We start from the raw sequence: 22,610 nt of genomic DNA on the forward strand, positions 1-22,610 counted from the left end.
AACGTGCAGTCATCGCGATCCTCCCGTTGTCGAGAGTGCGACGAATAGGCCATTCGACTGCGGTGCAATGGCCGAGAGATCGTGCACGGGAACCGCAGCCGGCTTGTCGGTCGCCGGTCGATCAGATGCCGCTCGTGTCGTGGAAGACAGTCCGTCAGCGCGGGTGAAAAACAGCGGAGCCCGCGTCCAGGATGAACGCGAAGAGGCCACGACGAGGAGAGGTCCTGGCGTGCTCTCCACATCGACAAAAGGGACGATGGCAGCAACGTAGGCGACGGTCTCGGCGGGCAGCGGACGATGTCGGTCGCGGTAATCTTCATAGCGGCCGGGACCAGCATTGTAGGCCGCAAGGAATCCCGGCGAGCCGTAGCGGTCGTGCAGTTCGCGAAGGAAAGCGGCGCCCGCAAAGATGTTGTCGTGCGGATCGAAGGGATCGTGTCCGAGGCCGTAGCGCACGCGCATCTCCGTCCAGGTCTTGGGCATGAGTTGCATCAAGCCGAGCGCGCCTTTGGGTGACACAGCGCGCCGATCGCCACCGCTTTCGATCCTCATAACTGCGCGGATCCAGTCCACCGGAATGCCGAAGCGCTGCGCGGCTTCCGCCACAAGAGTGGCATAGCGCTCGCTCACCTGCTGACGTTGGATTGGTGCCGCCTGCGCCGCCACCGTTGACCCACCCATCACCAACAGGCCGGCAAGCAGGATAATGGCAAAGCCTGCTAGGTCTCCGCCGTAGCTTGAGCAAGCCGCAGTGCTCGTGCCCGTCGAAGGCGTGCTCCGTGCGCCAACCCGCGGTCGCCGTTGACGGCCGCGCGCGACCGCCGACTGATGCTTGAGGGGGATCAGGCGAGGAGACGACACGAACAAGGAGATCGAGCTCTGATGCGCCTTGCAGCCAGCACACGCGACGGGATCCTGCATGCGATCAGTCCCGCTCGGCGCGCTTGGGCTGACGATTCCAGTTCAGCGTCCAGATCGATTTGTCGTCGCTCGACTGGAAGAGATTGGCGCGGATCGGGCGCGATAGCGTGGGATCGTCGATGACCAGCGAAACGTACTCGCCCGCCTTTTCGCCGGTGCGCTTCCAGCCAGCGCCGATCTCCGGACCTTCGCCATCGCCGAGGCGGATTCGGTAGTCCGGCGCGTTTTCGGCATCTGAGGATTCGGCCGGGACGAGGGTGAGAATTCGCTCGAAGAACAGCGTTTCAATGCGCCCGGTGAATCCGGATTTCTCGCGGGTGAACTGGCCGATTTGCGTCATGGAAACCTCCTTGCTTGCTGGGTTGTGAAGCGGGTCAATGGGTGGCGGCACGCCAGACGAAACGGCCGTCGCCGGCCTCATCCGTCCAAAGCGGGACGGCGCGCGCGATGATCGAGCTCGCTGGCAGCGAGCCGAAATAGCGTCCGTCCAGGCTGTCCGGGACGGTCGGGTTCATGAGGAAGACCTCGCCCGGCTCAAGCGTGGTGCAACCGCTCCAACGCGGCAGCGGACGGCCGAGATGATCGCGATCCTGCGCGGCGCCGACATCGACAGCATCGACGGTGACGGTGTCGCCGGACCGGCACACGGTCTGTCCGGGCAGCGCCATCACATGCTTCAGCAGCGGCACGCCCTTTGGCAGGAAGCCGCCCTCGGCAAGGAAGTTCGCGATCGCCTCTGGGAGCCGCACCACGACTAGGTCGAGCGCGTGCAGTTCACCGATGGGATGTAGCGCATAGAGCCCCGTCGGCGTGCTTGCTGTGGCGTTCCAGATCAATCGCGGCGCGGGATGAACGAACACTGCGCCGCAGCCGGCGAGCATTATGATGTATGTCATCATGAGGTAGCCGAAGCGGGTCATGGCGTGACACTCCGGCGCTTGAGCCAGGCGACATGCTGCTCGCGCGTGTAGGCGCGTGGCACATGGCCGGCGGCGAGGCGGTTGTGGAGATGCCGCCAGTATTCGGGGGCGGCGTCGGCCGGATCGATGGCGAGTGCCTCAATGGCATCGACCGCCTGCAACACGCGCTCGACCTTCGGCCAGCTATCGACGCGCAGCAGGATCTCGCCGCCGGGACGCACGAAAGGCAGCGTCTGATAGCGCTGGCCATTCTCCACGGCACGAACGATGTCCATGCGCGAGACCACGGTGCCATAGTCGTTGGAGGCCCAGCGGACGAAGCCGAAAATGCTGTCGGGCGCAAAGCTTGAGACGCTGCGGCGACGGTCGAGAATCTTCTCTTCAGTGCGACGGCCGAAGCGCAGCCAGTGCTCGATTCGCTTCTCGATCCAGGTCAGTTCGACATGCGTGAGCGCAACCCTGCGCCGATGCGAGGACGGCACGGCACGTGGCGGCAAGGCCTCATTGTCGTTCATGACGGCTCTCCGGTATCGGTGGGGAACTCGCGCGCCAGCAGCTCGCGCAGCATGTCGGCGACGGTGACACCGCGCTGGAATGCGGCGACCTTGATGCGACCGCGTAGCGCGGGCGTGACGTCGATGGTCAGACGCGCGGTGAACGCGTCTGCATCATCCGTGCGGCGCGGCGACGTATCGCTGGCCTTGATCCAGCTTTCGGCATCGCCCGGCCTGGACGCGAAGCCGCGTTTGGTGGAACGCTCGCTCATGGCGCGAACCTCGCAACTTCAGAGGCGAGCGCGACGATCTCGCGGGCAGCGGGGCTCTCATCGGCAAATTCGAAGACGAGCCGGCCGGACTGGGCGGCATCGGCGAAGACGACGCGCTGACCGATGGTGCTCGCGAGCACCGGCGGATCATGCTCGGCGAGTGTTTCCGCCGTCTCGCGGGCGATCATCGTGCGTGCGCCGCAGCGATTGAGCACAAAGCGGGCGGCGAGCTGCGGACGATAGATACGGGCCTCGCGCAGCAGATCCAGCATCTCGGCGGACGCCCAGCCGTCGAACGGCGAGGGCTGCACGGGGATCAGCACGAGGTCGGCCGCCAGCAGTGCCGAGCGCATCAGTCCGGCGACGCGCGGTGGCCCGTCAATGACGACGTGATCGGCAGCGCGCGCGATCTCCGGCGCCTCGCGATGGAGCGTGTCGCGCGCAAGACCAACGACGCCGAACAGCCGCGCGACGTTCTCCCGCGCCCGTTGCTGCGACCAGTCGAGTGCTGAGCCCTGCGGGTCGGCATCGATCAGCGTCACGCGCTTTCCGCGCAGCGCCCATTCGCCTGCGAGGTGCAGGGCGAGCGTGGTCTTGCCGACACCGCCCTTCTGGTTGAGCACCGCGACAATCATCGCTTGCCTCCCGGCTTGTGGTCGGGAGGAGGCAGGGATTGTTCGCTTGAGTGCGTGGTTGGCGGCTCATCGCTCGCGGCGGTGTTATCCGCAACACGCACCGGCCCACTACAACAGTTAGATTCTAAGTTAGACTCTAAGTTACGGCCCGGGATCGTCGCGTCTTGCCAAAGCGTTAGCTGTGGTTTGCACTCCCGAAATCCCGATACCGGCACGCCCGAAGTCCCGATAGCGCGCACGCCCGAAGTCCCGAGCTGATTCACAGCACCATCCACAGGGGCTGTGGATGACTTACCTGGCAGGATACGCAGTAGCTCGTTGCGATCGGTGCGCTCGATGCTCAGGCGGTAGCCCGGCAGCGGTTGACGGGCAGCGATCCGGCGGAGATCAAAGGCGAAGTCAGCGAGCTTGGCGAGGCTGCCGGATTTCTCGTGAAGATGCGCGACCTCGAACAGCCAACCCATCGGTTGGCGGCCGGCATGCTTGCGCGCGACGCGGTACAGCCAGCGCTCGATCCCGCCGGTCAGGCTGAAGTACGCCGGGTCGATCGTGAGAACGAGGGAGCGATCGATGACGCCACGATAAAACCAGTCGGGGAGGACGAACTCCATGCCTTCGACGCGACCGTCGGCCCTCGCGCATTCCTCCCATTCGTTGATCCAGGAGAATTGGTGACGCCGCCAATGTTCGCCCTGCCGGATGCTGGTGCGGATGACGGTCGCCTGGAGGCGGGCCAGTGCCCCCTTGAGCAGCTTGTAGTCGCGCGCCCCGGTTTGCCGGCGGATTGCGGTCAGAAGCTGGTATGGCGTGAAGCGCAGAAAGCGCGAGGTCTTCAGACCAAGGTTTTCAGCCTCGACGATCTGGCTGGCCGCCCAAATCAGCACGTCGGCGTCCCAAATCGACGCCATGCCATGCTCGGGAACCGCATAGACTTCGACGCGGACGTCGCCGGCCTGGTAGAGAATGGGCTTCGTGCGCTTGGCCTTGGCAAGCGAGAAGAATGGCCGCTCCATCAGGTCGCGCTGATCGCGCGGGCTGGCGTCGCTCGTGGCGACAACGAACGGGTCGAGCTTGCTTCGCTCGCTGGGCACAATGAGGCGGCGCGACGACATGGGCGAGCGTTGCCTTAGCGATGCGCATTGCCGGCGGCGCGGGCCTCGACGTAGCGAGGGTCCGACGTTGACGTGCAGGCGGCCTGATCTGCCCAGGCTTCGAGATCGCCGATGGCGTAGACGACGCGGCCGCCGAGCTTGCGGAAGGTCGGGCCGTTGCCATGGCAGCGGTATTTCTCCAGCGTACGCGGCGAGAGGCCAAGGAGGCGCGCGGCCTCGGGGGTGCGCACGTAGCGCGTGGTAAGCTGCGCGGTCCGGTCGAGCATGGGATATCTCCGTCTTGCCTCGAAGCGCCGCGGCCAAGTCGCGGCATGTCGGGGCCAGAGTGGCGGAGAGTTCAGGCGTTGGGGGTGGACGAAAATATTTGCCGGTGCGTGTCCCCCTACGTTCGCGACAAGGCGAGCTGAGGCATTGCCAGCGGGCGCGGCGCGATCGGTGTGATTGCAGCGGATTACGTAGAAGATTGACGCGCGCGTCAGAAACCGCGCAGGAGTTTTAGATAACCTCGCTCGACCAAGGCTATCGACTCGTGAATGAGGCGGTTCGCCTTACGGCGAGCATGCGAATCCTTCCACTCGACCGAACGACGCTGGGCGTGATCGGAGGCCAGCACCTTCGCAGCCACGTCGCGCGGGCCACCACCTAGGTCGTGGACGTCGAAGGCGTGAAGGAGCTGAATCAATCGCCGCTTCTGAAACGACGTCAACCGCAGAGCCGCCGGCAGAAGACCGATACGCTGGTCCCCAAGACGACGAACGAAGTTTAGCGCGACCTCGAGCCGCAGTTCGCCCATGCTATCGAGCGGCACGAGCACGGCAGGACGTCGCGCGGCCTGCTCGTCTTGCAGGCGCAAGTGAAGCTCGCCTGATCCGTCTGCGATCACCAGCTCGCGTCCGTCGGCATCGGTCCGCTCGATGAGCGGCTGCCCAAGGACGTTACGATCGACGGGTGTGGTGGTTTCGAAGCCGGAAGGCGCCGGCTCCAGGATCACAGTTCCCGGCGATACCTGGGGCAGCCATAGGGTGGGTTCAAGTCCAACGGGAGAGGCGGGGTCATGGGCGACACCGTAACCTCCAACGACGTGCGAGCTCGGAACGGACAGTCTCGGGATCAGCACCCTCGCGTGTGATCTGGCGCTGTGTACGGGCGAAGTCGCGGCGGTAGTCAGCGTTGCGGCGAAGGAACTCGAGGGCGAAGCCCGGGCGTTCGAGACGATTTAGGCGTTCAATCGTCTCCGGCGAGCGCCAATACTGTGTGGGCATGGTGTGTCCTCTTGCTTCTTCACGTTCCGCGCTCCCCAGCGAAGGCCACGGCACGATCAGAAAAGAGGGGTCGGCAAGCTAGACCTCGAAGTTGCATCACGCGTGATCGCAACTTGCGTGACAGGAGCAGCTCACTGCATCGGTGGTTCCAACAAATGCTGATATCCGGCGTCCGTCATCCATCGCGCGCGGGCCAGATGGCTGTCATGGACGATTTTGGCACGATCGGGTTCTCGCGCGGGATCAAGACCGAAGAGCGCTTCAACGACCTCACGCCAATCGGCGCCCTCTTCTTCGGCCATTAGCAACCGAACGTAGATTGCAAGATGTTTCTCGTCGTAGGCGTTCACGCGATCGGTTTGTGGCGGGCGATCCTGAAATGGTGGTACGTTCATTGCAATCATCTCCCCCAGCATCAAAGCAATGCCGGACATTCATTTGACGGCGGGAACTTTGCAACACGCGAAATGTCGCGCGACCCAGACCGTGATGCATAGGCCGCATCACGGTGTGCCCGCAGGTGGCGAACGATGGCTCGTAAGGCACCGGCGCTCTCTAAATCGTGAATCGGCGCCCGCTGAACACGCCCGGCACGAAATCGCAACCCGGTTCGGCATCCTGCTGACGCCCTCGGCGGTACGGAGTCCGTACCGTCGGACCCCCGCGCTGATCGCCAACCGTTCATCATGCATCCGGTTCGGGCTTTGAGGCACATCGACAGCTTCGATCATTGGGGTCTGCCCGATTGTAGAGAATACTCCGTGGTGAAATACTCTTCAATAGACCTCTCTCATCTACCATGGAGATACGGGAGATTCTGGCGCGCAATTTGAGAAAGCACCGGCAGGCCGCAGGCCTGTCTCAGGAGGAGCTTGCCCATCGCGCCGAGATCGATCGCGGTTACATCAGTTCACTCGAGCGCTGCCGGTATGCGGCCAGCATCGACGTGCTCGATCGACTTGCCCGTGAGTTAGGAGTCGAAGCAGCGGATCTCTTGCAGAAGAAAGCGCGCGGCACGCTACGCGGAAAGCGGGCCACTTGACGACTTGAGAAATTGAGCTGGCCGAACATCGTCGAGCGCATTGAAGGCCAACGAAACGCGGCCAATCAAACCGTGACGAGCCCGCCGCCGCTGACCAGGATCTATTCCGCCGTCCCCAACTACTCCGTCGCCGTTCATTGAAAGCCCGCGCGGCACTCCTCGGGGAGGGTGATGCCCCGCCCGGACCAACCGGGCGGGGCATTGTACGCGTCTCAGTCGCTGCGCCGACCGTTGGGGCGGGACCAGATCAGGCTGTGGCCATCGCCCTCCTCGTCGTCGAAGAGATTGGCGAAGATCGGAGCAGTGAAGCTCGGATCGTCGAGCTTGAGGCCGAGATAGTCGCGGCCCTCGTTGGAGCGCTTGGCCCAGGCGGCGCCGATCTCAACCCGGCCAACATAGACGCGGTGGCTGGGGCTGTTCTCACCGGAGCGGTTGGTCTCGGGGACAATCCGGACGTTCTTGGCCTGGAGCGAGAGGGTCACGATTTCGCCGGTGAACTCGTTGTTGCCGGTCTTCTTGAAGGTGCCGATGGTCGCCATGGAAGTTCTCCTTGATCTCTGTTTTCCGAGCCCGCACCTTGCGGCCTCGATGGTGATCGACAGGCCGGAGGCGATCGACGGCGCACCCCGCAGGGGCTCGACAGCAAAGGAGGAACTTTCTTGTCTCGCGCGAGGAATGACGGCGCAGCCGGCAGGGGAAGAAAGTTGCGACGCCGCTGTTGCGCCTTAGGCGATCGAGGCTTCAGCCGGCCTTCGGCCAGATCAATCCATCAAAGAGGCCGTTCGGTGCGCCTCGGCCTGACAGAGCTGGCAATCAGGGAGAACCCGGCGATTTCGACAGCACCGAGAGTCCGGCGAGTGAGTTCGATGGTGGCAGGCCCCCTCTCCTGTCAGCAACGGACGGATTTGGCGCTCGTGATCGCACCTCGGCGGGACGGCCCGTTCACGTTTGTTGTTGGCCATATCCTTCAGACGACACCGCTTGGTCCATGCCTCCATGATGACATGACGAAGCTGGCCCTTGCGACGATCGCTCGAGCTTCGTCAGCCAGATCGACCTCATTCAACTCGGCGACGAGGGCCGCATGCGTTCCGGATATTTGATCCAGTCCCGCCCTCAATGTGAAGCTACAGTCCGCTACCATTAACCGGCAGGTCCGGGTGCGGTCTTTCCAGTGATGCGGACGAACGCCGCGATGCTGGCGGCAATGGCTCCCACGACAGCAAATATCGTCTGCCAGATCGGTGCAGGCATCGCGATTAGCGCGATTCCATGCGTGGCGCTGTAACCGGCGACAGTGGCGGGCGCGACGTAGAGAACGACGATCAGCATTCGAAGCCAGGTCCACGGCACATAGGCGAGCGCAAGCTGGCCGATGCCGAAGGTCGCGCCGGCCGCGCCGAGACCCACGGCAATGCAGCCGAGCACACCGGCACCGGTATGAAAGGCCCAGATGCCGGTCGTGAGGCCAACGAAAAACGGGAGGGCAAAGACAGCAAGGGTGAACAGCAGCCAGCAAAGGAAGCCAATGCCGGTGATGACGAGCAGCGGTCCAACGATGATCATGGCGGAGGGCTCCGTGAGATAGAGGTCTGACGGTCGCGCCTTCCACCACCACCACGGCGCGCGCACGAGTATAGCGGAGACACCTGTGATCGCGAGCGGAAATCCCGTGGGACTCGTACCAGGCCTCCGCGATGCTCGGTTCCTTCATCGCTGGAAGGGTCGAATTCGTGCTCATGAACAGGTGGGCATAACCACGACCACGGGAGACGACAGAAGTTGACCAATTCGATCAGGTCGCACGCCAGAATAATTTACCTGCAAAATCGATGGTTGAGAGAACAAATTGTTAATGGGGCGCCGACAGCCGCTCGCACAGTTTGCAGCTTTTGGATGATCCGGCGTGTCGGCACAGGCCCTGATGCTGCCATGTACCAATGCAACTGGTGCTTGCCCCCTGGAGAGATTGTTATGGCAGAATCCCCTCACATCGTCCTCACGCCGTTCTTCCGCCCTCGCGATGAGGACGCTGATGAGCAACAGATGTACGTGGCAGGATTCGTCGATGAGGAGGACGAGGCGTGGGGTACGCTGATCCCACTGGAGGCGGAGATGGTTGAGCAAGCCGTTATGAGGCACCAGACATTCGGCGTTTGGTGCGACTCCGACGGCCGCATCCAGCCGCAGCCCGATAGCGACGGTCTGTTTGAACACCTTCTCGATAAGGGTCAATTGAAGGGGACGCCGCTAGACGAACTGGTTGCCGAGGCTATCGAAGAAGGCAGGAATGAACCTAATGATGAGATTCTCGACATGTTCGAGACTCTGCATGAGCGGCTGGTGCGCGCCACGAGCGCAGTCGCTGACGAGATTGCGCGGCGTAGGCGATGAAATCCAGGCACGCGAGCGCTGAGTGAAAGAGAATCTGGGCTGCGTTTGATACCTGGCCGAGTGCCGAATATTCCTGTCAAATAGGGTTAGGTAAGGACGGATTCAATCCTCATCAGATTGATCACGCGTCGTGGCGGCTCGCGCCGGCTTCATTTGGATCGAGCGTCAGCCCCAACTGATGGGGGTGTACGGAACTCGACGGCGCTTCAGTTCTTCCTCAAGGCGCAGCGCTTCTCGTTTCGCAGTCTCGCCCAACAGACGATGTTTGCTGCCTAGGCGCAGATCGGCCGCAACTTGCTGCCGAATATTTTCGTAGAGTTTAAGGACGCTCGCGTCACTTAAATCCTGGATGGCCATCGACATCTTCTCAAAGACATTCACGAAACAAAATGGAACCGCAGATGAGATCCGCGGCTCCCCGGGAAATAATTCATTAAGACGCAATGTAGTCCAGCCCCGGCGCCGACCTCAGAGTGCCTCGTTCATTGAGATTTGTGGAGCGTCAATGGCAGTTACGTTTGCGAAAACAAAATTAACGTTGCTTCTTCACCACACCGGACTCAGCCTGGCCTGTTAGACTGCCCAGACGCTCTTGGACTGTCTTGGACGGCAAAGTTGTCGCCTTTCGGTCCCGCGTCACTGTTCAGTCGCTGGTGCATTTCCTTGCTGGCCTTGAAGCGCGGAAGGCGCTTCTCGTCGACTCGCACGAGCGCGCCCGTTCGCGGATTTCTGCTGATGCGCGCCCGCCGTTGCGTGGCAGAAAACACTCCGAATCCGCGAAGCTCAACCCGGTCGCCGCGCGCGAGCGCAGCGACGACCTCGCCCAAGATTGCATCTACAATGTTCTCGACGTCCCGCTGATAAAGGCGCGGATTTCGGCCGGCGATACGCTCGACGAGTTCGGACCTGATCATTGGCACTGGCGTCCACAGAATTTGTGGGTGACCATTTCTCGAAAGCGCTAGCGCCTGTCAAGCCGCAGCAGGCGTCATGACAACCAGAACCTGCCGAGCGCAAGCCGGCTGAAGATGTCAAGCATTTGAAGTTTGTCATCGCCCGGTAGCGCTAGCATTCGTACCTGCCGGTCGCCTGCAACCGCTTCAACTCGAAAGGCTGACCGGGAGCGATACCGAGTTGGCCTTCTATGCGCGCGCTGCACGGATCGCCGTTACCGGCGTTTCGGACTGAATGGGTCCAATCGCGGATATGGGCAATCCGCCGCCTTGCCGCGTTAGCGATTGAAGCCGAATGGCGGAAACACGGCAACGCCGTGGTTCCGGCGCAGCCGAAAGCGCGGCCCGCAGGGCAACGCACAGGCATTGACGATCACCGCCGTAAAGAAGAACGCCCACGATCTACAAGAATTGTCCTGATATTGTCTTATCGAGGAATTGCGATTCTTGACGGTCCCTGACTTCCGGTCAGCCTCTGCGGCACCGAGGTGGTCACGATCATTCGAGCCCAACAGGCAAAACGAGGATACCGGTATGGGAGAGATCAATATCCCCCGCGATCAGCAAGATGCTCTCGCGGCGGTCGATACCAACGAGCTGGACAGGCTTATCGACCAAGCGGTCGGCAAGGAGCAATTGGGTGATCTGCATCGTCTCCGTCTCACGAGCTGCGGACCCTACATTGCAAGAAAGCTCCACTACTTCGAACAGGCGTTGACGGAACAACGCCAGGCTAAGGCACCAGGAAAGCGCGCAAGAACAGCAGACGCCCTCCGACGCGCGGGTCATGACCTATCCTTCGCGGTCGACGCTATGAAGCGCCGAATGGAAACGGAACAAAAGGAAGGGCAGCTCTTCTACGTCGATGACCAGATCATGCCGCCTTATCACTTCGACAAACGCCTAAGTGTCAGAGTGAGCTATCGGTGGCGCCGGACCGTTGATGACGAGTGGACGCTCGGCAGCATAACCTTCATCCATGACGTGGATCTACGTCCCGACTATACGATCCCCGTCCCCAAGCGGAAGCCGAGCGCTGCCAAACAGGAGCAGGATCGACAGACCAAGTTGTATCAAACGTGGGAGCACCTGATGAGAGGAGCGCTCTACTCGGTGAGGGACTACTTTAGAGACGGTGGTGACGGAGACACGATCCCGGAAACATTCCAGGCCACGGTCGATACTCATACCCGCGACCTGAACAATTACAGCACTCAGTTCTGGCGCCAGCGCCCTTGAATTCTTCTGTCTATCCGGAGGATTGAAGGCGGAAGATGGCGGCGCCTAAGCGCCGCGTGTTCCAAACCGCCAGACCGGAATGCCGAGCTTCTTGGCCTTGTCGGCGAGGTTGTCCTGGATCCCGGTGCCCGGGAAGTGCATCACGCCGATCGGCAGCACGTCGAGCATCGCATCGTTGCGCTTGAACGGCGCGGCCTTGTTATGCTTCGTCCAGTCTGGCTTGAAGGCGATCTGCGGGACTTTGCGGTTGTCGGCCCATTTGGCGGCGATCAATTCCGCGCCCTTGGGCGATCCGCCGTGAAGCAGAACCATGTCCGGATGCTTGGCGTGGACCTGGTCGAGCTTGTTCCAGATCAGCCGGTGATCGTTGAAGTCGAGGCCGCCGGTGAGTGCCACCTTTGGCCCTGCGGGCATAAGCACCTGGTTGTCGGCGCGCTTCTTCGCGGCCAGGAAGTCGCGGCTGTCGATCATCGCTGCCGTGAGATGACGGTGATTGACCTTCGATCCGTTCCGCGGACGCCACGCTGAATGGGTATAGCGCTCGAAGTACTCGGCGGCCTGGTCGCGCATCAGCTCGAAGGCGTTGCGTCGCTCAATCAGCGTTTGGCCCTCTGCTGTCAGGCGCTCCAGCTCGACGGATTTGATCTCGCTCCCGTCCTGCTCCCGCTGCGACCGCTGCTGGGCCAGCTCGTTATCGTCGAGCTCGCGCTCGATCTTGTCGATGGCACGATGGAAGACGTTCACCGTCGACCAGAGCAGGTTTTCGAGGTCGGGTTCGAGGCGGGTGTCGGACAGCGCCACCACGAGGGCGTCGAAGATGTCGGAGATGCTGCCAGCGAGGATTTGTGCTTCGGGAAGCGGCCGGGGATCGGGCTCATCGTGGAAGGGCCGGTGGCCGTAGAGCTGGAGTTCCTGGAGGACTTGGTCGGTCGCGGATGAGTTTTGCTGCGGCTCGAAATCGTCGTCATGGTCGGTGATCATTACGGCTATCCTCGTCGGATTGGCCGCGCCCATCGCGGCCTTCATGGCGACGAAAGCGGCGGGCGGACCGGACTTGCACCCGTAGCGCAGCGAAGGGCCGAAGCGGAGCGGAGGACCGAAGGGGGGCGACTATTTTGCCTCGCGATGTAAAGGCGGCTTTGCCGCCGACGGAAAATAGTCGGCCCCCGAGGTTGCCGGTCCGGGCCGCTTGCCGCCCGATCGCCCTCTCAGAAGGCCGTGGGTGCGGTCCCTTCCGGCGCCGAGGGAAGCAGGCCCATCGGCCTCGGAGTGAGAAGCGGCTGCGTCGCCCCTCATCCCGTTCCGGCTATGCCGCCAGCTCCATGAAGCGTGCAACGTCCTGCGCCGCGATCTGTGTCCGACTGATAGTGCGAAGGCTGTCGATCCCGAGCAGGCGGAGATCTTCATTGAAGTCGCCAAGCCGTGGCGAGATCACGATCGCCTCGATACCGGCCGCCTGCGTCCGGTCGATCAAGGTCGCCATGGCGCCATCACCAGCGGGATCATCGTCACGCGCGATGTAGAGCCGGCGGAGCGTGTCCGGGAACAGGATGGAGGACAGGTGCGCTGCCGAGAGCGCCGCCACCATTGGCATGGTGGGCAGAACGCACCGAAGCGACAGCATCGTCTCGATGCCCTCACCGGCCGCCATCACCTCGCCCGCCACACCGAAGCGAACCGCATGTCCGAGCAAATCGCCCATCGCCCGTCGCGGCGTGTCGATCGGCGCCTTGCCGAGATTGGCTTCGCTGAAGCCGCCCGGATCGAGCCAGCTACGATGCGCGCCAGTCACGCGGCCCGAGAGGTCCGTGACGGCGGCGATCATCGCCGGCCATATCTCGGTCGGGGAGTGCTCGTCCGGCCGATAATAGCAACGTGGATGGAAGCGCAGGCTTCCGGTTCCGTGCAAAGCCGTAATGCCGCGACTACGGAGATACGCTTCTACGAGGGTACCCTCGATCGGTTCCGACATCGCGAAAAGCCGTCTTGCCGCATCCGGCGATCCCGCGGGTACGGTCGATTTCGGCGGCCGGACGCGATTCACCTTGGGCTCAGGGTCGGGACGCGGCAAACTGAGGAAGGAGCGCGCTTCGTTGGCGACGTCCTTGAAGTCGACCAGTCCGCAGCTTTCTCGGATCACGTCGAGCAAATCACCATGCTCGGAGGTGGCGGCGTCAGTCCATTTGCCAGCGGGTCCTTTCGCGGACTCCTTGAGCCGCACGAACATCGAGCGGCCGGGGGTGTTGCGCACATCGCCGACAAGCCAGTAGCCGCCTTGTCGCCGTCCTGCGGAGAGATAATGTCGGCACACTGCCTCGGCGTCACGCGCAAGACGGCGGGCCAATTCGGAAGCGTCGTAGCGGGCCATCAGGCGGCCTCCCGCTCGCCGACGCGCTCGACCGGATAATGGTCGATCACCTTCGCCAACACGGCAACACCGGTCGCATCTGTGGGAACGAACATGCGCAGCTTCCACGAGATGATCTCGCTGAAGAGGCCGTAGGCGCGCAGCCGGTCGCGCATCGTGTCGGTGAAGCCGGACAGCTCGATCCGGTGGGCGCCCATCACGCGCACGCGGCGGAGCTGTAGATCCTCTCCGAGGTCAAGGACCGTCCTCCCTTCCATCAGGGCCGCGAACGCCGCCTCCCGTGTGAGGGCCGTGGTCCCGATCATCGAGGCGTTCGCCGCCCAGGCTGGCGAGACCCTGCGGCCGATGATGCGCTCGCCCTCGTCGGTCTGAAGCCGATAGACCCGCGTCGAATCGTTCGGGAGCCGCTTCCAGATCGGCAGCAATAGGCCGGCGACGATGTGGCGCGTGCTCTCGGCGAACTCCGGCACATCAGTGACTTCGCCGGTCCATGCGGCGGCGAACGCCTCGCGCGCGGCCGCCTGCCAGTGGCTCTCGTCCATCATTTTCTGGGAAGCATAATGGTGCTCCATCGGCCGGATCAGCCGCACGCGAGTTTCGATCTCGCCGTCATCGAGCATGAAGCTCGGCGCAGGGATCTGCACCGCGGCGCGGCCCGAGCGTTCGTTGACGAGTAGCACAGCCCGAGCATCGGCCAGATAATCGAGCACTTGATCCAGCGTTAACGGGCGATTGCGCCGGCGCTCGGTGATGGTGAGGAGACGCGTCTCCGCGCCGGTGGCGGGATGCGTGTAGATCGTGCGCCGGTCAGTGACGACGAAGCTCTCGGCCTGGAGCGTTTCGAGCCCGACGTCGTAGACCCCGCCGGCGATCGCGCCCTCGACCTTGGTGTTCAGCAACTGCTCAAACGCCGTGAACAGGACGCCCTGCAAGTTGATGGTGAGCGCCAGCAAGCGATTGAGGAACGTGGTGATCGGCGGCAATTCGTCCTTGATGCCGCTCTCATCCGTCAGCTTGAGGCCAGTGGCGTCCTCGAACATCTGGAGCGAGCAGCCTTCGACCTTGCCGCGTACAAGTAGCAGATACAGCTGGCGCAGCGCATCTCGGGCGTAGTGGCTTTCCAGATTGTCCTCGGGCCGGAACAGGCCCTGGCCGCCGGTCTGGCGCTGGCCGCGCGTGATCGCCCCCAGCGTGTCGAGGCGGCGGGCAATGGTCGAGAGGAAGCGCTTCTCCGCCTTCACGTCGGTGGCGATCGGCCGGAAGAGCGGTGGCTGTGCCTGGTTGGTGCGATTCGTCCGACCGAGGCCCTGGATCGCGGCGTCGGCCTTCCAGCCGGGTTCGAGCAAATAGTGGACCCGAAGTCTGCGATTCTGTGCCGACAGCTCGGCGTGATAGCTGCGCCCGGTACCGCCGGCGTCCGAGAAGACGAGCACGCGCTTTGCGTCATCCATGAAGGCGGCGGTTTCTGCGAGATTGGCGGAAGCGGCCCGGTTCTCGACGGCGAGGCGGTCACCCCTGCGCACCACGCGCCGCGAACGCCCCGTGACTTCCGCCACAAGGTCCGTGCCGAAACGCTGCACGATCTGGTCGAGCGCCCCGGGAACAGGCGGAAGCGAAGCGAGCCGTTCGATCAGCTCGCCCCGGTGGGCGACGGCCTCGCGGCTCTCGACCGGCTGGCCGTCGCGGAAGACGGGGCGGGACGAGAGATTGCCCTCGCTATCGGTGAAGGGCTCGTAGAGCTGCACCGGGAAGGAATGGGCGAGGTAATCAAGCACGTATTCGCGCGGCGTGATGTCGACGCGGACGTCGTTCCATTCTTCGGTCGGAATCTCGGCTAGCCGTCGTTCCATGAGCGCCTCGCCAGTCGAGACGATCTGGATGACCGCGGCATGGCCGTGGGCCAGGTCCCGCTCGATGGAGCGGACCAGGGTCGGCGTCTTCATGCTGGTGAGCAGATGGCCGAAGAAGCGCTGTTTTGCGCTCTCGAAGGCCGAGCGGGCGGCCGACTTGGCCTGGCGGTTCAGCGTGCCGGTCTCGCCGGTGATGTTGGCGGCCTGCATCGCCGCCTCGAGGTGATTGTGGATGACGCTGAATGCGCCAGCATAGGCGTCATAGATCCGGCGCTGCTCGTCGGTGAGTTGGTGCTCGACCAGTTCATACTCGACACCGTCATAAGAGAGCGAGCGGGCGCTGTAGAGACCGAGCGCACGCAGGTCGCGCGCCAGAACCTCCATTGCCGCGACGCCACCGTCCTCGATCGCCTGCACGAACTCCGCGCGAGTGGCGAACGGAAATTCCTCGCCGCCCCACAAGCCGAGCCGCTGGGCATAGGCAAGATTGTGGACGGTGGTCGCGCCGGTTGCCGAGACATAGACGATCCGGGCGTTCGGCAGCGCGTGCTGCAGGCGCAGGCCCGCACGGCCCTGCTGCGAGGGCGCTACATCTCGCCGCTCGCCCTTCCCGCCGCCAGCATTCTGCATGGCATGGCTCTCGTCGAAAATGATGACTCCATCGAAGTCGGAGCCCAACCATTCAACGATTTGCCGGACGCGGGAAAGCTTCTCGCCGCGGTCGTCGGACCGCAGCGTAGCGTAGGTTAAAAATAGGATACCTTCGGAGAGAAAGATCGGGCGCCCTTGCGCGAAGCGCGAGAGCGGTGTGACGAGCAGACGCTCCATGCCGAGCGCCGACCAGTCGCGCTGGGCGTCCTCGAGCAACTTGTCGGACTTCGAGATCCAGACCGCCTTGCGCCGGCCCTTCAGCCAGTTGTCGAGGATGATGCCGGCGGACTGGCGACCCTTGCCGGCGCCGGTGCCATCGCCGAGCATGAAACCGCGACGGAAACGAATGGCGTTCGGCGCGTCGTCGCGCGCGGCCGTGACGAGATCGAAGGTTTCGTCAACTGTCCGTGCGCCCGCCAGATAGTCGCCATGCGCCTCGCCGGCATAGATCAGCGTCTCGAGCTGGGCGTCGGACAGGATGCCGTCACTGACGAGGTTCGCAGGTAGGCGTGGCCGATAGCTCGGCTTCGGCGGCGCGACCGAGGCCATCGCGGCCGACTGCACCAGCTTGGTCGGGTGCGCCTGCGCGCCTGGGAGCCGGATCGATTGGAGCTGGTATTCCTCGTAAATGGCGTCGCTGAGACGCGCGCCCTCGGGCGGCGTCCAGTCGATCGTCTCATAGACGAGGTCGACGGCTTCGGGATCAGCGACCGACGCCTCAGCCGAACGTGCAGCAGACCGTGCGAGATAGCCGCGCACGGTGCGAGGTGCCGGCGAGACCGACGCGGGAAGTGCGCTGTTCGATCCGACGGTCAGGCGCGCCGGCACGCGCTCGCCGATCCAGCGGAGAAGCGTCGCAATGTCGGGCGCGATCCCCGGCGAGTCCGGGAATGTGTGGCGGTCGTCTGCCGGCGCCTTGTCGATGACGGTCAGGCGCGTCCCGATCGTGGTGCCGTGCTTGGCATAGACCGCGCCGTTGATCGCAGCGGTGAACACCACGCGGCCGCGTTCCTGCAATCGGACGAAGGCGTCGCGCCAGGCTGAGGCTTCGGGTGAGAAGTTTGCGCCGGTGATCGCTACCAGCCGGCCACCATCGGCGAGACGCGCCAGGGCGGAGGCGATGTGACGGTACGCAGTGTCGGCCATGCGACCGGACACATTCGCCATCGCCGAGAACGGCGGGTTCATCAGTACGATGCTCGGGACGATCGCAGGATCCAGGTGATCGTCGATTTGGGCCGCGTCGAAGCGCGTGACAGGGACGGCCGGAAAGAGAGAAGAGAGCAACATAGCCCGGGTCTCGGCCAGCTCGTTCAGCACGAGGCTGCCGCCGGCGATCTCCGCCAGGATAGCGAGCAGCCCAGTACCTGCGGACGGCTCCAGCACGCGATCCGCCGGCGTGATGGCGGCCGCGGTCAGCGCAGCCAGGCCCAGCGGGATCGGCGTCGAGAATTGCTGGAAAGTCTCGCTTTCGGCCGAGCGGCGCGTGTGGGTTGGGAGAAGGCCGGCGACTTTCGTCAATGCGGAAAGCAGTGAAGCCGGAGAATCGGCTTTGCGGAACAGCGCCCTTCCGTACTTGCGCAAGAACAGGACAGTGGCAGCCTCACAGGCGTCATAGGCCATCTTCCAATCCCAGGCGCCCGTCGCATCGGATGCACCGAAGGCGGTTTCCATGGCGGCGCGCAGGATCGCGGCGTCGATGCGCCGGCCCTTCTCAAGATGCGGGAGGAGTTGCTCCGCCGCAGCGATGAAGGCCCTGGCGCCCTCGCGAGCGCGGACAGGCGAGATCGGCGCGGCCGGGTTGGCCGCGATCGGGGAAAGATCGGTCATGAGGGGATCCTTAAGGAGAGCGGGAGCGGACGAGCCGGCCGCGCTCTCTCTCGACCGCACCGGCTCAAACCCGTCCCGGCCTGCCTCTCACTCTCCGCCCGATGCCTTGAAACGTTCTGGGCGGGCCACTACCTGTGCTGTGTCAGGGTCGCTGCGCATTGCGCGGCAAGAACCGCTTGTGGCGCGAGCCTCAAGAGCTGAATGGCCTGGTCAACAGGCTGCCGCTGACCTGCCCCCGTGCTTTTGCGCGGGGCGGGTCTCGGCATGCGGTTCACGAGCCCCGACAAGACCATCGAACCGCTTCGTACAATGAAGGACGATTTGATGGCTCAGATTCTAAAATTTCCCAGCAAGAAGATCGAACCCGTAACCGTTCGCAGCGGCAGTAAGCACCGCATCAGCGTCGAAGTGCTCGACGATGTTCGGCCGCGACGCACGCGGTGGACGGTTCAGTTTGAGATCCAGGAAGCGGCAGGGCGTGCTGCCTTGAAAGGCTTTACCGATCGCGCCGTAGCCCAGGGCTATCGACATCGCTTCCAGGTAAGCAGCACGCGGGCGGTACGGCGGTTCGTGGCGGAGACGTCAGGTCTCGTCGCCGCCGGCAGGATCGCGATCTGGATCGATGGCCTGCGGGTGCAGCCGCGGGTGGCCCGCAGCGCATAAGAATAGGCTGGGGCGACATTCGTCGCCCCAGCCTATCTTTCTACTCGGCAGCGATCATGTGCGGCTCGTCCGGTTCGTCGGTCGGAGCTTCCTCGTCGTCGCCCGCGAGGAATTCCGGCAGCGCCGCGTCATCGCGCTCGGGCTCCGTGGTGTGGACGGTCGCCGCGTGGTCGGCGTCGGCCATTCTCAGAGGCTCGGGCAGCCAGCCGGTCTCGGCCAGGAGGCGTTCGGCCTCCTTGGCCATGTCGCCCTTCTTCAGATGGTCGATGAGCTGGGCGGCCCGCTCGCCGGCGCCTTCCCGCACCGCTTCCACGATGCGGCGCTTCGGCACCCGGCCGAGATAGTTCTCGACGGTCGGACGCCAACCGTCTTCCGCCATGTCGAGATCGACGGCTTTGGCGATGCGATCAGCCTCCCTGATGCGCTGCTCGACGGTGTGCGGCGTGACGCCGCCGCCGTAACGGTCGCCCTTCTCGTACAGCGCGTTGACGCCGAACGAGGCGCAGTGTGCAAAGAGTGCCGCCTGCTCGTCGCCGGTCAGGCCGGTGAGCCAATCCCAGAGGTCCGCCTTGTCCTTCGGCATCCGCTCCTCCCAGGTCTTGTGGCGCGCGTCGATCGCTTTAGCCGCCGGCGTGTTCTTCAGCCCCTCCGCCCGCACCGGGAAGCTGGCGCTGCGCACGGAGATCTCCATCGCCGTCCCATAGGAGAAATAGCGGGAAAAGACATCGAGGCAGAACTTGTGCAGCACCGCCTGGAAGGCGACCGAAGGCATGGTCGCCAACTTGTTACGCAGCGCCAGCGTGCGCTCCGCCGTGAGTTCGGTCAGCAGACGGTCGGGCAGCGGTTTGATCGCATCATCATCGTCGTCCTCGGGCTCCACGACCTGGCCCCCGACGGTGATGACGGCGCGCTGGACGACCGGCACCGAGCGCTCCGCGCCGTCTGGATCAACCGAGGCGGCTGATTCGCCGTCGTCGCCCTGCCCCGGCTCGACCACACGCACTTCGTCCTCCGGCCGCACATAGCCTCGATCGACCGACAGCCTGCCTTCGGCGTCGATGCCGACGAACGCGCCCGCGCGAGCAACATCGGCCGGCGGGTAAGTGACGGGTCGATCGTCGAAGGCGGCGATAGCCGTCTCGATCTCGCCAAGTCGCTGATCAACCTCGTCGGGCAGTTCGTCCACGCTGTCATACTCGGCTTCAAGCCTGGCATATTCGGTGGTGAGCGCCTCGATGGTTGTCTGCTCTTCGTCCGTGAGATCAGCGGACACGCCGTCCAGCTCGCGCAAGCCCCGGGTGTGGCCATAGGGGAAATCGGTCGCGGCGACCTCGATCCACTTCCAGCCTTCGGCAGCGATCGTTTCCGCCTCTGCCTTCAACTTCTCGGCGACCAGGCTATCGAGCAGAGCGACTTCCTCCAACCAACCGCCGTCGTCGGACTGGAAAAGGTCGCGCAGCACCACGCCGCCGGCCGCCTCGTAGGCCTTGAGGCCGACAAACACGGCGCGCCGGTCGGAAGCGCGCACCGTCTTCTCTGTCAGCATGCGGCGGATCTGATACGGCTCTTTCTGCCAAGAGCCGGAGATAGCCTGCCAGACCTGCAACTGGCGGCCATGATCAGTGGTGACGGTGAAGGCCATCAACTGCTCGAGCGACATGCCGTCATCGGCATAGACGTCGAGCAACTCGGGCGAGACCGCGGCGAGGCGCAGGCGCTGCTTCACCACGTTGACGGAGGTGAAGAAGGCAGCGGCGATGTCTTCCTCGGTCTGACCTTTCTCGCGCATTGCCTGGAAGGCACGGAATTGGTCGAGCGGGTGAAGCGGCGCGCGCTGGATGTTCTCGGCGAGCGAGTCGTCCTCGGCGAGAATCTCCGTCGTGGGATCGCGCACGACGCAAGGCACCGGCGCGCTCTTGGCCAGGCGTTTCTGCTTCACCAGCAGCTCAAGCGCGCGATAGCGACGCCCGCCGGCTGGGATCTCGAACATGCCGGTCTCGGCACCTTCGGCGTTCAGGACCGGCCGGACGTTGAGGCTTTGGAGCAAGGTACGCCGAGCGATGTCCTCGGCCAGCTCCTCGATGGAGACGCCGGCCTTCACACGGCGGACGTTCGATTGGCTGAGTACCAGCTTGTTGAAAGGAATATCGCGTGAGGACGACAGGGTGATCTTCTGAACGGCAGTGGCCATCGGGGTAGTCTCCGCGGCGGGCAGCCGAGAGACGCTCTCTCGACCTCCAACCCGCCGCGAAAACCGGCGCAGCCCTCTGCCTCTCTTCTTTCGGCGCCATCACAAGGTAACGATGGAGAGGCGCGTCACTCCCACTTCCGCTTGGCCCGCGCCGCGCCATAGAGGACCCGCTCCGCCTCCCGGATGCCGCCGGTCCGCCGTGCGGCCTCGACCCAGACCGAAATCGGGACCATGCCATCGAAGAGAATGTCGCGCTCGATTCCCATGCCGAGCGACAGACGGATCGCCGTCATCTCTGCCAGGCTGAACGACCCCAGTTCGGCTTCGCCGAGATCGATCAGACCGAAGAGAGTATCGCCGTCAGCGTCGAGCTCGGTCGCAAGCCAGACTCCCGCACCGAGCGGGTTGAAGAACTTGACCACAGGAACGTGGTCGACGTCGGGCTCACGGCCATTGGCGAGCAAACGCTCGCGCAGTTCGGCGGTCAGGAGGATCATGCCGCCCTCCTGTCGATGACGCATTGGGCCTGGTCGTCGGGCGGCAGAAAGCCGAGAATCCAATCGGCCGCCTTGCTAGCCTGCGACGCGGCGCGGACGACGGCGCGATTGTCCTCGCGTATCACGTCTAGCCAGGAGCCGATGTAATCGGCGTGCCGGACGGTCGGCACGATGCCGAGTGAGGCGCAGCAGAAGGCCGCGTTCATTTCAGCTACCAACTCTTCGAACGCATATTTCTTGGTGCCGAAGGTGCCGGTGAGATCGCGGCCAAGCCGCGAGGCATGGCCGGCGGCGTGACCAAGTTCGTGCAGAGCCGTGCGATGCCAGTTGATCGGCTCAAAATAAACGTGCGGCGGCGGTACCATGACAAAGTCGGCGTCCGGCGCGTAGTAGGCGCGATTGCCGCCGATCCGAAAGTCGACGCCGGTGGCCCGGATCAGCGCCTCGACCCGGGGCTCGATCAGGCCCGGCGGAGGCGGCGGCGCGACGATCGCCACGTCATTGGGCAGGCCGTCGCACTGCGCCGCATTGAAGACGGTGAACCGTTTCAGGAACGGGATAGTGGCGGCTTCTTCGCCGGTCTCACGCGCGCGCTTCTTCTCGTCGTCCGGCACGAAGCGGTCAGCATAGACGACGGTCGTGCCGTGCTCACCCTTTCGAACGTTGCCGCCGAGCGAGAGCGCCTGGCGAAACGTAAGCCAGCTCTGACCAGGATAGCCATGGGCGACTACGGCGCCCCAGAGAATCAGCACATTGATCCCCGAATATTGCCGGCCTGTGGCGGCGTTCTTCGGCATGGCGAGCGGCGCTTTCGCTGCAGCCGTTCCCCAAGGCTGGACCCATGGCACGCGGCCGGCCTCCAGCTCGCCGATGATCTTGTCGGTGATTTCGTCATAGAGGTTTGCTCGACTCTCGCTGGCGCGCGCTCGAACAGCATGTCTCGACATAGCGAGTCTCCGCGACGGGCGACGCGAGCCTCTCCCGCGACTTCCAACCCGTCACGGCCAACCCTGCCGGCACTCTCACTCTCTTATCGCGGCCGTTCATAGCGCACAGGCTGGCCGAATGGCGCTGACCGGTTCCGCGAGCGCGCGGCGTCAGGGATGGAAGCCCGAAGGGTGAAGACCTGCGAAGCAGGGCTTCAGCGCGGCCAACAGCCCGATCCGAAGGAAGACGCCATAAGGATCAAACCCCTGACACGGCATATATTTTTGTCGTTGTAGCAGTCTCCACCGGTCCGTTGTCTGCACGGCGCTCCGGCCGATTTTCAAAACGTTCGAGGAAGATGTGCAACGCGTTTCGCTTGCGGAGGGGAT

The 22,610-nt window shown here is 63.8% G+C and carries 25 protein-coding genes; 4 read left to right on the forward strand and 21 right to left on the reverse strand.

The features are described from left to right. Positions 1-9: 9 nt before the first annotated feature. The 11 genes from NLM33_RS24745 to NLM33_RS24795 form a co-directional block, all read right to left on the reverse strand. Complete coding sequence (locus NLM33_RS24745; protein ID WP_254099693.1) at positions 10-921, reverse strand: lytic transglycosylase domain-containing protein; 912 nt, start codon at positions 919-921, stop codon at positions 10-12. Between the two features lie 4 nt (positions 922-925). Further along, positions 926-1,261, reverse strand: a complete 336-nt coding sequence (locus NLM33_RS24750) for a DUF736 domain-containing protein (RefSeq protein ID WP_254099695.1) — start codon at positions 1,259-1,261, stop codon at positions 926-928. Between the two features lie 34 nt (positions 1,262-1,295). Beyond that, on the reverse strand, positions 1,296-1,841 hold the full coding sequence (locus NLM33_RS24755) for a S26 family signal peptidase (protein WP_254099697.1): 546 nt from the start codon (positions 1,839-1,841) through the stop codon (positions 1,296-1,298). Next, the gene (locus tag NLM33_RS24760) at positions 1,838-2,356 is read right to left on the reverse strand and encodes a DUF2840 domain-containing protein (protein WP_254099699.1); all 519 of its coding nucleotides are present in this window, start codon (positions 2,354-2,356) and stop codon (positions 1,838-1,840) included. The genes NLM33_RS24755 and NLM33_RS24760 overlap by 4 nt, the downstream gene beginning before the upstream one ends. After that, positions 2,353-2,607 (reverse strand): hypothetical protein, encoded by a 255-nt coding sequence (locus tag NLM33_RS24765; RefSeq protein WP_254099701.1) that lies wholly within the window; start codon positions 2,605-2,607, stop codon positions 2,353-2,355. The genes NLM33_RS24760 and NLM33_RS24765 overlap by 4 nt, the downstream gene beginning before the upstream one ends. Then, positions 2,604-3,242 carry a ParA family partition ATPase gene (parA, locus tag NLM33_RS24770; RefSeq protein WP_254099703.1) on the reverse strand — a complete coding sequence of 213 codons (639 nt, stop codon included), beginning with the start codon at positions 3,240-3,242 and terminating at the stop codon, positions 2,604-2,606. The genes NLM33_RS24765 and parA overlap by 4 nt, the downstream gene beginning before the upstream one ends. Beyond that, positions 3,239-4,354, reverse strand: a complete 1,116-nt coding sequence (locus NLM33_RS24775; RefSeq protein WP_254099705.1) for a replication initiator protein A — start codon at positions 4,352-4,354, stop codon at positions 3,239-3,241. Before NLM33_RS24775 ends, parA begins: the two co-directional genes overlap by 4 nt. 14 nt (positions 4,355-4,368) lie before the next feature. Beyond that, positions 4,369-4,620, reverse strand: a complete 252-nt coding sequence (locus tag NLM33_RS24780; RefSeq protein WP_247532350.1) for an AlpA family transcriptional regulator — start codon at positions 4,618-4,620, stop codon at positions 4,369-4,371. Between the two features lie 209 nt (positions 4,621-4,829). Continuing rightward, positions 4,830-5,345, reverse strand: coding sequence for a DUF2285 domain-containing protein (locus tag NLM33_RS24785; protein WP_254099707.1), 516 nt, complete (start codon positions 5,343-5,345; stop codon positions 4,830-4,832). Positions 5,346-5,406: 61 nt separating this feature from the next. After that, the gene (locus NLM33_RS24790) at positions 5,407-5,616 is read right to left on the reverse strand and encodes a transcriptional regulator domain-containing protein (RefSeq protein ID WP_254099709.1); all 210 of its coding nucleotides are present in this window, start codon (positions 5,614-5,616) and stop codon (positions 5,407-5,409) included. Positions 5,617-5,747: 131 nt separating this feature from the next. Further along, positions 5,748-6,011 carry a DUF2285 domain-containing protein gene (locus NLM33_RS24795; RefSeq protein ID WP_254105876.1) on the reverse strand — a complete coding sequence of 88 codons (264 nt, stop codon included), beginning with the start codon at positions 6,009-6,011 and terminating at the stop codon, positions 5,748-5,750. A 404-nt stretch (positions 6,012-6,415) separates the two neighbouring features. Between NLM33_RS24795 and NLM33_RS24800 the strand changes: the two genes are divergently transcribed. Further along, entirely contained in the window at positions 6,416-6,658 is a 243-nt protein-coding gene (locus NLM33_RS24800) for a helix-turn-helix domain-containing protein (protein WP_247293522.1), read from the forward strand. Between the two features lie 212 nt (positions 6,659-6,870). On the opposite strand, the gene NLM33_RS24805 is transcribed toward NLM33_RS24800, so the two are convergent. Then, complete coding sequence (locus NLM33_RS24805; RefSeq protein ID WP_254099716.1) at positions 6,871-7,197, reverse strand: DUF736 domain-containing protein; 327 nt, start codon at positions 7,195-7,197, stop codon at positions 6,871-6,873. Between the two features lie 604 nt (positions 7,198-7,801). Further along, on the reverse strand, positions 7,802-8,224 hold the full coding sequence (locus tag NLM33_RS24810) for a hypothetical protein (protein ID WP_254099718.1): 423 nt from the start codon (positions 8,222-8,224) through the stop codon (positions 7,802-7,804). A gap of 408 nt (positions 8,225-8,632) precedes the next feature. Between NLM33_RS24810 and NLM33_RS24815 the strand changes: the two genes are divergently transcribed. Beyond that, positions 8,633-9,052, forward strand: coding sequence for a hypothetical protein (locus NLM33_RS24815; RefSeq protein ID WP_254099720.1), 420 nt, complete (start codon positions 8,633-8,635; stop codon positions 9,050-9,052). Positions 9,053-9,217: 165 nt separating this feature from the next. On the opposite strand, the gene NLM33_RS24820 is transcribed toward NLM33_RS24815, so the two are convergent. Together NLM33_RS24820 and NLM33_RS24825 are read right to left on the reverse strand one after the other, a co-directional pair. Next, a complete protein-coding gene (locus NLM33_RS24820; protein WP_247355708.1) occupies positions 9,218-9,409 on the reverse strand; it encodes a hypothetical protein in 192 nt (63 codons plus the stop codon). Positions 9,410-9,612: 203 nt separating this feature from the next. After that, positions 9,613-9,966 carry an integration host factor subunit beta gene (locus NLM33_RS24825; RefSeq protein WP_254099722.1) on the reverse strand — a complete coding sequence of 118 codons (354 nt, stop codon included), beginning with the start codon at positions 9,964-9,966 and terminating at the stop codon, positions 9,613-9,615. Positions 9,967-10,539: 573 nt separating this feature from the next. Here NLM33_RS24825 and NLM33_RS24830 point away from each other — a divergent pair. After that, positions 10,540-11,244 (forward strand): hypothetical protein, encoded by a 705-nt coding sequence (locus NLM33_RS24830; RefSeq protein ID WP_254099724.1) that lies wholly within the window; start codon positions 10,540-10,542, stop codon positions 11,242-11,244. Between the two features lie 45 nt (positions 11,245-11,289). On the opposite strand, the gene NLM33_RS24835 is transcribed toward NLM33_RS24830, so the two are convergent. From NLM33_RS24835 to NLM33_RS24845, 3 genes are all read right to left on the reverse strand, one after another. Continuing rightward, on the reverse strand, positions 11,290-12,225 hold the full coding sequence (locus tag NLM33_RS24835) for a DUF2493 domain-containing protein (RefSeq protein WP_254099726.1): 936 nt from the start codon (positions 12,223-12,225) through the stop codon (positions 11,290-11,292). 325 nt (positions 12,226-12,550) lie between these two features. Continuing rightward, on the reverse strand, positions 12,551-13,612 hold the full coding sequence (locus NLM33_RS24840) for a toprim domain-containing protein (RefSeq protein ID WP_254099728.1): 1,062 nt from the start codon (positions 13,610-13,612) through the stop codon (positions 12,551-12,553). Further along, positions 13,612-17,943 carry a strawberry notch family protein gene (locus NLM33_RS24845; protein WP_254099730.1) on the reverse strand — a complete coding sequence of 1,444 codons (4,332 nt, stop codon included), beginning with the start codon at positions 17,941-17,943 and terminating at the stop codon, positions 13,612-13,614. Before NLM33_RS24845 ends, NLM33_RS24840 begins: the two co-directional genes overlap by 1 nt. Positions 17,944-18,252: 309 nt before the next feature. Here NLM33_RS24845 and NLM33_RS24850 point away from each other — a divergent pair, with 309 nt between their 5' ends. Next, positions 18,253-18,606, forward strand: a complete 354-nt coding sequence (locus NLM33_RS24850; RefSeq protein ID WP_254099732.1) for a hypothetical protein — start codon at positions 18,253-18,255, stop codon at positions 18,604-18,606. Positions 18,607-18,646: 40 nt separating this feature from the next. Here the strand turns inward: NLM33_RS24850 and NLM33_RS24855 are convergent, their stop codons facing one another. The 3 genes from NLM33_RS24855 to NLM33_RS24865 all read right to left on the reverse strand — a co-directional run bounded on the left by NLM33_RS24855 (position 18,647) and on the right by NLM33_RS24865 (position 22,241). Continuing rightward, a complete protein-coding gene (locus NLM33_RS24855; RefSeq protein WP_254099734.1) occupies positions 18,647-20,797 on the reverse strand; it encodes a ParB/RepB/Spo0J family partition protein in 2,151 nt (716 codons plus the stop codon). 125 nt (positions 20,798-20,922) lie between these two features. Beyond that, the gene (locus NLM33_RS24860; protein WP_254099736.1) at positions 20,923-21,294 is read right to left on the reverse strand and encodes a DUF2958 domain-containing protein; all 372 of its coding nucleotides are present in this window, start codon (positions 21,292-21,294) and stop codon (positions 20,923-20,925) included. Continuing rightward, entirely contained in the window at positions 21,291-22,241 is a 951-nt protein-coding gene (locus tag NLM33_RS24865) for an ArdC family protein (RefSeq protein ID WP_254099743.1), read from the reverse strand. Before NLM33_RS24865 ends, NLM33_RS24860 begins: the two co-directional genes overlap by 4 nt. Positions 22,242-22,610: the final 369 nt, after the last annotated feature.

The sequence above is a fragment of the Bradyrhizobium sp. CCGUVB1N3 genome (assembly GCF_024199925.1).
Taxonomy (GTDB): Bacteria; Pseudomonadota; Alphaproteobacteria; order Rhizobiales; family Xanthobacteraceae; genus Bradyrhizobium.

What these genes read in the sequence shown, in the direction of transcription:
- NLM33_RS24745 (WP_254099693.1), bottom strand. Translation starts at nt 921, where the DNA reads ATGCAGGATCCCGTCGCGTGTGCTGGCTGCAAGGCGCATCAGAGCTCG.
- NLM33_RS24750 (WP_254099695.1), bottom strand. Translation starts at nt 1,261, where the DNA reads ATGACGCAAATCGGCCAGTTCACCCGCGAGAAATCCGGATTCACCGGG.
- NLM33_RS24755 (WP_254099697.1), bottom strand. Translation starts at nt 1,841, where the DNA reads ATGACCCGCTTCGGCTACCTCATGATGACATACATCATAATGCTCGCC.
- NLM33_RS24760 (WP_254099699.1), bottom strand. Translation starts at nt 2,356, where the DNA reads ATGAACGACAATGAGGCCTTGCCGCCACGTGCCGTGCCGTCCTCGCAT.
- NLM33_RS24765 (WP_254099701.1), bottom strand. Translation starts at nt 2,607, where the DNA reads ATGAGCGAGCGTTCCACCAAACGCGGCTTCGCGTCCAGGCCGGGCGAT.
- parA (WP_254099703.1), bottom strand. Translation starts at nt 3,242, where the DNA reads ATGATTGTCGCGGTGCTCAACCAGAAGGGCGGTGTCGGCAAGACCACG.
- NLM33_RS24775 (WP_254099705.1), bottom strand. Translation starts at nt 4,354, where the DNA reads ATGTCGTCGCGCCGCCTCATTGTGCCCAGCGAGCGAAGCAAGCTCGAC.
- NLM33_RS24780 (WP_247532350.1), bottom strand. Translation starts at nt 4,620, where the DNA reads ATGCTCGACCGGACCGCGCAGCTTACCACGCGCTACGTGCGCACCCCC.
- NLM33_RS24790 (WP_254099709.1), bottom strand. Translation starts at nt 5,616, where the DNA reads ATGCCCACACAGTATTGGCGCTCGCCGGAGACGATTGAACGCCTAAAT.
- NLM33_RS24795 (WP_254105876.1), bottom strand. Translation starts at nt 6,011, where the DNA reads ATGAACGTACCACCATTTCAGGATCGCCCGCCACAAACCGATCGCGTG.
- NLM33_RS24800 (WP_247293522.1), top strand. Translation starts at nt 6,416, where the DNA reads ATGGAGATACGGGAGATTCTGGCGCGCAATTTGAGAAAGCACCGGCAG.
- NLM33_RS24805 (WP_254099716.1), bottom strand. Translation starts at nt 7,197, where the DNA reads ATGGCGACCATCGGCACCTTCAAGAAGACCGGCAACAACGAGTTCACC.
- NLM33_RS24810 (WP_254099718.1), bottom strand. Translation starts at nt 8,224, where the DNA reads ATGATCATCGTTGGACCGCTGCTCGTCATCACCGGCATTGGCTTCCTT.
- NLM33_RS24815 (WP_254099720.1), top strand. Translation starts at nt 8,633, where the DNA reads ATGGCAGAATCCCCTCACATCGTCCTCACGCCGTTCTTCCGCCCTCGC.
- NLM33_RS24820 (WP_247355708.1), bottom strand. Translation starts at nt 9,409, where the DNA reads ATGGCCATCCAGGATTTAAGTGACGCGAGCGTCCTTAAACTCTACGAA.
- NLM33_RS24825 (WP_254099722.1), bottom strand. Translation starts at nt 9,966, where the DNA reads ATGATCAGGTCCGAACTCGTCGAGCGTATCGCCGGCCGAAATCCGCGC.
- NLM33_RS24830 (WP_254099724.1), top strand. Translation starts at nt 10,540, where the DNA reads ATGGGAGAGATCAATATCCCCCGCGATCAGCAAGATGCTCTCGCGGCG.
- NLM33_RS24835 (WP_254099726.1), bottom strand. Translation starts at nt 12,225, where the DNA reads ATGATCACCGACCATGACGACGATTTCGAGCCGCAGCAAAACTCATCC.
- NLM33_RS24840 (WP_254099728.1), bottom strand. Translation starts at nt 13,612, where the DNA reads ATGGCCCGCTACGACGCTTCCGAATTGGCCCGCCGTCTTGCGCGTGAC.
- NLM33_RS24845 (WP_254099730.1), bottom strand. Translation starts at nt 17,943, where the DNA reads ATGACCGATCTTTCCCCGATCGCGGCCAACCCGGCCGCGCCGATCTCG.
- NLM33_RS24850 (WP_254099732.1), top strand. Translation starts at nt 18,253, where the DNA reads ATGAAGGACGATTTGATGGCTCAGATTCTAAAATTTCCCAGCAAGAAG.
- NLM33_RS24855 (WP_254099734.1), bottom strand. Translation starts at nt 20,797, where the DNA reads ATGGCCACTGCCGTTCAGAAGATCACCCTGTCGTCCTCACGCGATATT.
- NLM33_RS24860 (WP_254099736.1), bottom strand. Translation starts at nt 21,294, where the DNA reads ATGATCCTCCTGACCGCCGAACTGCGCGAGCGTTTGCTCGCCAATGGC.
- NLM33_RS24865 (WP_254099743.1), bottom strand. Translation starts at nt 22,241, where the DNA reads ATGTCGAGACATGCTGTTCGAGCGCGCGCCAGCGAGAGTCGAGCAAAC.